Here is a 6,073-nt window from a genome sequence, read left to right as displayed (position 1 = left end):
TGTAATACGGCTTGGATGAATGAATTTTTACGACAACTGTCAGAAGCTTACCCTAACGACTATATTATTTTGGTGATGGATAATGCGGTTTGGCATAAATCACAGACATTGGATATTCCTAGCAATATTGAATTTACATTTATTCCACCTTATACACCAGAGATGAATCCGATTGAACAAGTTTGGGCAGAGATTCGGAAATTAGGATTTAAGAACAAAGCATTTAAATCATTGAATGACGTCATTGATCAGTTGCAAGAAGTTATCCAAAGCTTATCAACTACTCGCTTACGATCGATTGTCCATAGAGAATGGATATCTGCTAATTTTGATTCTGAATGAGTATAAAATACTTCCTATCCGCTTCACGTTGCTTATAAACCAGAGACTTGGTTGGATCGTTTTTCACTTTCTCAGCGTAGTTAGCAACAAAGATGACACCCATCAAAAGCGTAACAACAAAAAATACTAAACGCCAGACCATTCCATCCGCAACGCTGATACCTGCAGCATCAGAAGCGACAACTGTTGCAAACGGATTTACGGTAGAAGCCAAACAACCGATTTGAGAACCTAGTAAAATAATCGCTACGCCAGTAATACTGTCAAAACCAACTGCCATCATCACTGGAATAAGAAGTGGGTAGAAGGCCATTGTTTCTTCCCCCATACCATAGGTTGAACCTCCTAATGCAAACAGTGGCATTAGAACATAGATCAACCATTTTTCACGACCCTCGAAGCGTTTAACAATCGAAGCGATTCCCACATCAAGTGCACCTGTTTCATTCACAACTCCCAAGAATGCACCAACCATGATAATAAAGAATGCTACGCTAATCGCTGCGTCTGTTGCACCATGACCAAGCATGGCACGAACGGGAGCCATAAATACATCATAAACCCCTTGTGGATTTTGAGCAACCCTCTCATAGGTACCTGCCACCAAATTCCCACCATCATCCACTTGATAGTGACCAGCAGGAATAATCCATGTCATCACCGCCATAATAGCAATAATGAGCATCAATATTGTATAAGATGAAGGCAATGTAAAACCTTTTTTCTCTTTTTCCCCCATCACAAAACCTCCCATAATCTGTCTAAATTGAGCCGTTTTCAAGTGAAATTCTAGCAGGAATATTCCTATACGATTCATCCTGAAACCCTTGCTTATAGATAGATAGATACTTGATAACAGATAGATAAGGGGAGTGTGATGAGAAGTTGACCCTTTAGGACAATCGCTCAATGCACTCTCCTCACCCCATCACTTACTAACCCATCTCATGTCAAACTATTATTGATTAGAAGTTTCTTAAGCTTTTACAATGATTGTTCCGCTATCATTTTCAATTAGAGCTCCAAGATTTTCTAAGGATGTAATAACTGCCTTAGACTCTGGTCTATGGTTAACGAAGTCAATGGCTGCTTGAACTTTAGGTAACATCGAACCTGGGGCAAATTGCTCTTGCTGGATATAGTCTTCCAACTCTGCAACGGTTACTTGCTCTAGTTTCCGTTGGTCTAGTTTGTTGTAGTTGACAAAGACATAATCAACACCTGTCAAGACAATAAATAAATCTGCATCCACTAGTTCTGCCAACGTCTGAGAAGCAAAATCTTTATCAATAACTGCTTCAACACCCGTTAAAGTGCCATCTTCTTCTTGAACCACTGGGACACCACCACCACCAGCCGCAATGACAACACCACCAGCTTCTAAGAGGGTACGGATTGAACCAATTTCTTTAATGCCAACTGGTCTTGGAGAAGCAACGACTTTCCGCCAACCACGTCCAGAGTCTTCCTTAAAGGTTGCACCTGTTTTCTCAGATTCCATTTTCGCTTCTTCTTCTGTGTAGAAGGGACCAATTGGTTTGGAGAGATTTTCAAAAGCTGGATCGGCCTTGTCCACTACCACTTGGGTAATGACGGAGGCCACTTCTTTTTCAATCCCTTCTTTGGTCAATTCATTTTCCAAAGCATTTTGTAGCCAAAAACCAATAGAACCTTCGGTCATGGCTACAAGGGAATCGAGTGGAAAGGCTGGATTTTTTTCAGAGTCTGCTGCCAAATTTTGAAGCAACAAATTTCCAACTTGTGGGCCATTCCCATGAGTGATAATCAATTCATCCCCATTCTTGATTAGTTTCACCAAATGTTTCGCAGTTTCTACCAAAGCTGCTTTTTGTGCTGCTGCAGATGGGTCTGAGGATAGAATAGCATTTCCTCCCAAAGCGACAACAATTTTACGATTTGACATGAATGATTCTCCTTCTTTTAAAAAAGAGGACCAGACTAAGACCCGCCTCGCCCTCTAAAGATTGGTTAAACGATTATACTTTAGGAATAAAGAGATTTCCCAAGGTCGCAGCCATAACGGCTTTGATGGTGTGCATCCGGTTTTCAGCTTGGTCAAAGTGCCGAGCATGTGAGCTACGGAAGACTTCGTCTGTTACTTCCATTTCTTCGACACCAAATTTTTCCGCAACATCTTTCCCATACACAGTATTCGTGTCATGGAAAGCAGGTAAACAGTGCAAGAAAATTAAATCATCATTAGCTGCAAGTTTTACCAAGTCCATGTTTACTTGGTAAGGTTGAAGCAATGCAACACGTTCTTTAAATTTATCCTCTTCTCCCATTGACACCCATACATCAGTGTAAAGAACATCTGCACCCGGGATAGCTTCTTCAGCCTTATCACTTACCAAAATCTGAGCACCCGATTCCTTCGCAAATCTCTCTGCCAAGTCCACAACTTCTGAAGCTGGGAAAAGTTCTTTTGGAGAGAAAATACGAACATTTACACCTAAGATTGCACCCGTTACCAATAGAGAATTGGCAACGTTGTTACGTCCGTCTCCACAGTAAACAAGATTAATCCCTTCTAAGCGTCCAAAGTTTTCTTTTACAGTCAAGTAATCTGCTAACATTTGAGTTGGATGCCAAGCATCTGTCAGACCATTCCAAACTGGAACACCTGAGTGTTCTGCCAATTCTTCTACCATATCTTGACTAAAGCCACGGAATTCAATTCCATCGAACATACGCCCAAGGACCTTAGCCGTATCTTCCGTAGATTCTTTTTTACCTAATTGAATATCATTGGCCCCAAGGTATTCTGGATGTGCACCCAGGTCTACAGCAGCAACGGTGAAGGCTGCACGAGTACGAGTAGATGTTTTTTCAAACAAAAGAGCAATATTTTTTCCCTCTAAGTAGCGGTGAGGAATTCCACGTTTTTTCAAATCTTTCAAATGAGCCGAGAAATCAATAAGATATTCCAGTTCAGCGCGAGTGAAATCTTTTTCTGCTAAAAAACTACGGTTTTGAAATACTTGTGACATGTTTTTTTCCTTTCTTTTCCTTAAGCTAAATCTTCTCGTTCAAATGGCATCGACATGCAACGAGGTCCACCACGTCCACGAACCAGTTCACTTCCACCAATTTTAATCAAGCGAATTCCTTTCGATTCTAAAATAGCATTGGTAATGGTATTCCGTTTATAAACAACCACGACACCTGGGGCAACGGTCAGTGTGTTAGAGCCATCGTTCCATTGTTCTCGCCCTGCAGCCACTAAGCTGTCACCACCACAGCGAATCAAGTCAACTGATTCTACACCAAGGGCATCCGCTAAAACCTTATCCAATTCTCCAAATTCTTGCTCGATATGTAGCTGACCATCTTCATAAGTCACTGCGTAAACTTTCAAATCTCCTTCAATTTCAGGATGAATCGTGAATTTATCATAGTCAACCATGGTAAAAACAGTATCCAAATGCATGAATTTACGATTATTGGCAAATTCAAAAGCTAACACTTTCTTGAAACCGAGATTCTTTTCAAAGATATTCATCAAAAGTTTCTCGATTGAAGCTGCATCTGTCCGTTGAGAAATCCCTACTGCCAAGACATCTCTAGAAAGGACTAATTCATCTCCACCTTCAATACGAGTGGTTTCATCTCGTGAGTAAACCAAAGGAACCTTATTTCCACCGTAAATAGGATGATGTTGGAAGATGTACTTGCCATAAAGCGTTTCACGGTTCCGTGTTTCTGCATACATATGGTTGAGGGAAACCCCGTGTCCCATGGTAGCGAATGGATCACGCGTAAAATACAAGTTAGGCATTGGATCGACTGCGAATGGATAGTCCGACTCAACCAAGTCTGTCAATCCACGCTCTTCCTCACTTAACTCTGGCAACTCTGCTTTTTGCACTCCAGCCATAGTTTTGTCAATCAAATCTTTCGGACTTTCAATAGCTTCTAATAGAGCCTTAACTGCCTTCTTCGTTGCCCGTCCTCGAATATTTGCTTCCGCAATATAGTCTTCAATGAATGCTTGACGAACTTCAGCATTTACAAGAGACTCTGCTGCCAATTGTTCCAGATAGAGAACTTCGACTCCTTCATCCCGTAATTTTTGGGCAAATTCATCGTGTTCCCGTTGCGCTTCTTCCAAGAATGGAATATCATCAAACAACATGCGCTCTAAATAGTCCGGCATGAGGTTTTCCAGCTCCTTACCTGGCCTATGGAGCATCACTTTTTTCAGACGACCAATTTCGGAAAAAACCTTAATAGGTTGTTCTTGGGCCATATGCGTACCTCTTTTCTTTGTTGTTGTACTGTTATTGTAAGCGATTACCAGAATCTTTTTCGGATAAAATCGACAATAGAAAAGTCGTTTTAATCACACATTTTTAGGGTAAAAAGTATATTTCTCCACTCCATACAGGAAAAGATGTATCTTTTTTCATTTGACGGTAACCTATGAATAGTTATGAATTTTGACATTATTATAAGGGGCTAGTAAGCTAGCCCCTTATTTTGTATATTGGTAAAAATACTCACGATCTATATAAGAAACATGCTTTCCTGTCACCGTGATTTTATGGTCTTCCTTAAGTTCTTTCAGCACTCGGCTAACCGTCTCACGGGTTGTCCCACTCATATCAGCCAATTCATGTGTTGTCAACTTAAACGGAAGCGTACGCTCATCGGATTCCAGCATCTCCAGAAAGAGGATTCCTAAAGATTGAATAACCCGATCTTTGGCATTGGAAGTCACCGTATTTCGAATCCGTAATTCATGTAGCTCTAGTAGCTTAGATACCTTTTGGTATAAATGTTTCATTTGTTTGGGATTCCCTAACGAATACTCCTCATACAGAGTAACGGGCAATTCATAATAGACAACATCCGTCATCGCCAAAGCTGAAAAATGATACAATTCTTCTGAAAATAAATCCCCATAAGGAAAAATAGTTCCATGCTGGATAAAATCCATGTAGTAAAAAGCTCCTGAATAATCTGACATCTCAATCTTCACATAGCCAGATTGCACACAAAAGAGATGACTTCGCACATCCCCTTCAAAGAAGAGACGTTGTCCTTTACTAACCCGTCTTAACTTTGTTTGTCTCGCCAATTGATCAAATTCATAGGCTGGGAAAAAACGAAAATCATCTAAAGATCTTAGGTAGTCATAATCTGTTTTTGAAATCATAAGCTCCCCCCTTTTACCTGTTATTATATCATGAACGCATCTTGCCCTTTTGTTTCCTCTTTCAAAATTTTTGCTATACTTGATGTGACAGAAAGGAGAACCCATGTATAAAAAAACTCTACGCCAACAATTGATTCGTTCCTTGATTAGTCAAGAACACATCCATACCCAAGATCAATTACAAGAACGCCTTCGGGATAACGGTATCGACGTCACCCAAGCCACCCTTTCCCGTGATATTAAAGATCTCAATCTCGTCAAAGTTAATAGCAATGGCAGTAGCTACTATCAGTCTGTCAGCCTATCCAATAACAATTTGGAACACCGACTACGCTTTTATATGGAAGATTCCTTGCTACTTATGCGTGTGGTCCAGCACCAAGTTATTCTCAAAAGTCTACCCGGTCAAGCACAAGCTTTTGGCTCTATTTTATACTCATTCAGAATCAAAATTAGCAGATATCCATTCTCTATGGACAATCGATCGTAAGCGAGTAGTTGATAAGCTTTGGATAACTTCTTGCAACTGATCAATGACGTCATTCAATGATT

5 protein-coding genes and 2 pseudogenes are annotated in these 6,073 nt (G+C 40.5%); 2 read left to right on the top strand and 5 right to left on the bottom strand.

Annotation, left to right across the window (positions count from 1 at the left end; all coding sequences use genetic code 11):
* On the top strand, positions 1–342 hold a 342-nt coding region (locus E4T71_RS08065), incomplete at its 5' end, for a transposase (protein ID WP_194181234.1).
* A gap of 4 nt (positions 343–346) precedes the next feature.
* Here E4T71_RS08065 and E4T71_RS08060 read toward each other — a convergent pair.
* The 5 genes and pseudogenes from E4T71_RS08060 to E4T71_RS08040 form a co-directional block, all read right to left on the bottom strand.
* Positions 347–1,081: pseudogene (locus tag E4T71_RS08060) on the bottom strand (YfcC family protein); the annotation flags it as partial.
* 237 nt (positions 1,082–1,318) lie between these two features.
* Positions 1,319–2,266 carry a carbamate kinase gene (gene arcC / locus E4T71_RS08055; RefSeq protein WP_135038793.1) on the bottom strand — a complete coding sequence of 316 codons (948 nt, stop codon included), beginning with the start codon at positions 2,264–2,266 and terminating at the stop codon, positions 1,319–1,321.
* Between the two features lie 73 nt (positions 2,267–2,339).
* Positions 2,340–3,353 carry an ornithine carbamoyltransferase gene (gene argF / locus E4T71_RS08050; RefSeq protein ID WP_135038791.1) on the bottom strand — a complete coding sequence of 338 codons (1,014 nt, stop codon included), beginning with the start codon at positions 3,351–3,353 and terminating at the stop codon, positions 2,340–2,342.
* 20 nt (positions 3,354–3,373) lie between these two features.
* Complete coding sequence (gene arcA, locus E4T71_RS08045; protein WP_135038789.1) at positions 3,374–4,612, bottom strand: arginine deiminase; 1,239 nt, start codon at positions 4,610–4,612, stop codon at positions 3,374–3,376.
* 225 nt (positions 4,613–4,837) lie between these two features.
* Complete coding sequence (locus tag E4T71_RS08040; protein WP_135038787.1) at positions 4,838–5,521, bottom strand: Crp/Fnr family transcriptional regulator; 684 nt, start codon at positions 5,519–5,521, stop codon at positions 4,838–4,840.
* Positions 5,522–5,624: 103 nt separating this feature from the next.
* Here E4T71_RS08040 and E4T71_RS08035 point away from each other — a divergent pair.
* Positions 5,625–5,969: pseudogene (locus tag E4T71_RS08035) on the top strand (arginine repressor); the annotation flags it as partial.
* Between the last annotated feature and the right edge of the window lie 104 nt (positions 5,970–6,073).

Origin of the sequence: Streptococcus sp. WM07 (assembly GCF_004570525.1) — a bacterium.
In the GTDB taxonomy this organism is placed as follows: domain Bacteria; phylum Bacillota; class Bacilli; order Lactobacillales; family Streptococcaceae; genus Streptococcus.
This window is presented reverse-complemented; position numbering and strand designations above follow the sequence as displayed.

What these genes read in the sequence shown, in the direction of transcription:
- arcC (WP_135038793.1), bottom strand. Translation starts at nt 2,266, where the DNA reads ATGTCAAATCGTAAAATTGTTGTCGCTTTGGGAGGAAATGCTATTCTA.
- argF (WP_135038791.1), bottom strand. Translation starts at nt 3,353, where the DNA reads ATGTCACAAGTATTTCAAAACCGTAGTTTTTTAGCAGAAAAAGATTTC.
- arcA (WP_135038789.1), bottom strand. Translation starts at nt 4,612, where the DNA reads ATGGCCCAAGAACAACCTATTAAGGTTTTTTCCGAAATTGGTCGTCTG.
- E4T71_RS08040 (WP_135038787.1), bottom strand. Translation starts at nt 5,521, where the DNA reads ATGATTTCAAAAACAGATTATGACTACCTAAGATCTTTAGATGATTTT.